General features: G+C 31.2%; 4 protein-coding genes. 1 reads left to right on the top strand and 3 read right to left on the bottom strand.

Going from position 1 to position 1,928, the window contains the following annotated elements:
• The first annotated feature begins 65 nt into the window (after positions 1-65).
• The gene (locus SVN78_10725; GenBank protein MDY6822079.1) at positions 66-824 is read left to right on the top strand and encodes a glycosyltransferase family 2 protein; all 759 of its coding nucleotides are present in this window, start codon (positions 66-68) and stop codon (positions 822-824) included.
• A 68-nt stretch (positions 825-892) separates the two neighbouring features.
• Here SVN78_10725 and SVN78_10730 read toward each other — a convergent pair whose 3' ends face one another.
• From SVN78_10730 to SVN78_10740, 3 genes are all read right to left on the bottom strand, one after another.
• Entirely contained in the window at positions 893-1,180 is a 288-nt protein-coding gene (locus SVN78_10730) for a metal-sensitive transcriptional regulator (GenBank protein ID MDY6822080.1), read from the bottom strand.
• Between the two features lie 11 nt (positions 1,181-1,191).
• The gene (gene copZ, locus SVN78_10735) at positions 1,192-1,404 is read right to left on the bottom strand and encodes a copper chaperone CopZ (protein ID MDY6822081.1); all 213 of its coding nucleotides are present in this window, start codon (positions 1,402-1,404) and stop codon (positions 1,192-1,194) included.
• 35 nt (positions 1,405-1,439) lie between these two features.
• Positions 1,440-1,928: HAD-IC family P-type ATPase (locus tag SVN78_10740; protein ID MDY6822082.1), on the bottom strand; the 489-nt coding region annotated here is incomplete at its 5' end.

Genomic DNA, 1,928 nt, shown 5'->3' on the forward strand with positions numbered 1-1,928 from the left:
TAATAAATACAATTGGTCTATTGGAGAAAAAGAATTAATTGGTTTATATAACAAATTAGTAAGGTTTGAAAACGATTAGCAGATTAATTTCAATAATTACACCATCATATAATTCGGCTACGTTTATATCGCAGACAATTGAGTCAGTTTTAGCACAGTCTTATCAAAATTGGGAGATGATAATTGTTGATGATTGTTCAAGTGATAACTCTATAGATATTATAAAAAATTATACAAAAAAGAATAGTGCTATAAAGCTTATAACATTAAATAAAAATTGTGGGGTTGCTAACGCAAGAAATGTGGGCTTAGAAAATGCCAAAGGCGACTACATTGCCTTTCTAGATAGTGATGATTTATGGGATAAAAATAAATTGCAAGAGCAGATAAATTTTATGAAGCATAATAACATATCTTTAAGCTATACATCCTATATAAAAATAGATGAAGAGGGAGAAGTTATAGGTAAGGTAATTCCTCCAGAATGGGTTGATTATAAAAAGATGCTAAAGTCAAACTACATTGCTTGCTCTTCAGCTATGGTAAAAAGAGATATTTTATATAATCAGTATTTTCCACCGTTAAAATTAAGGCAGGATCATGCATTTTGGTTGTCTTTATTAAAAAAGGGGATAACTGCTTATGGGGTAAATAAGCCATTATTACATTATAGGGTTAGAAAAAGATCTTTATCATCTAATAAAGCTGTTGCGGCATATTATCAGTGGAAACTCTATCGTAATGTTGAGAAATTATCTATTATTAAAAGCTTATGGTATTTTTCTTTTTATGCATATTTGGGTGTAAAAAAATATATGAAATAACATATCTCTAGTTTTTGTTAATATAGTAAAACTAAAAGTTTTAAAAACATTTATAATTTTTTAGAAGCTTATTTTACAAATTTTCTTATTGTGTTAATTAGCTCTTCTATTTTTGCATCCTTTTCCTCTTCGTCAGCATTATTTATTGCATCTGAAAGGCAACTCTCCACATGGTTTTGCATAATCATCAGAGCCACTTGATTTAGAGCGCCTTTGACGGCTGAAATCTGGTTAATAATATCTATGCAGTATTTATCCTGTTCAACCATTCTTATAATTCCCTTTATTTGTCCCTCTATCCTTTTTAACCTTTCAAGAGTATTTGCATGTTTAATTTGGCAGCTTTTATCTGTCATAACAATTGCCCCTATTCTTTTACTGGTTCATATCCAGCTTCATCAATAGCCTCATAGATATTATCTAGTCTAACCTTTGTTTCATCGAATATAACCTTGACGTTTCCTTCTTCTAGAGCTACTTCAGCAGATTTAACACCCACTAAACTTTTAATTTCCTTTTCTACTGCATTTTTGCAGTGCTCACAACTCATTCCATTTACTTTAATAACTACTTCTTGCATGTTAACCTCCTACTAATATTTTTATATAAAGTTTTCTATTCATAACGCCACCTCTTAAGTCTCAATGCGTTGGTTACCACTGATACAGAGCTAAAAGCCATAGCAGCACCAGCAATAATAGGATTTAGAAAACCAAATGCAGAGATTGGTATGCCTAATGTATTATATATAAGAGCCCAAAATAGATTTTCTTTGATATTTTTAATTGTAGACTTGCTTAGTTTGATTGCCTTATAGACATTCATAAGATTTTCATTCATAATGATGATGTCACCAGTTTCTACTGCTATATCGGAAGCATTTCCTACTACTATACCTACATCACTTGCAGCCAAAGCTGGCGCATCGTTTATTCCATCGCCTACCATAGCCACTTTGCCGGCTTTTGATTGTAGTTCTTTTATTTTGTTTGATTTATCCATAGGTTTTACACTGGCTATTACCTCATCTATACCTAGAGATTTTGCAATATTTAAAGCTGTTGTCCTATTATCACCTGTAATCATATAAACCTTAATACCTTC

Source organism: Deferribacterota bacterium (assembly GCA_034189185.1).
Lineage (GTDB): Bacteria > Chrysiogenota > Deferribacteres > Deferribacterales > UBA228 > UBA228.

Coding starts and splice junctions, on each gene's coding strand:
- SVN78_10730 (MDY6822080.1), bottom strand. CDS start 1,180: ATGACAGATAAAAGCTGCCAAATTAAACATGCAAATACTCTTGAAAGG.
- copZ (MDY6822081.1), bottom strand. CDS start 1,404: ATGCAAGAAGTAGTTATTAAAGTAAATGGAATGAGTTGTGAGCACTGC.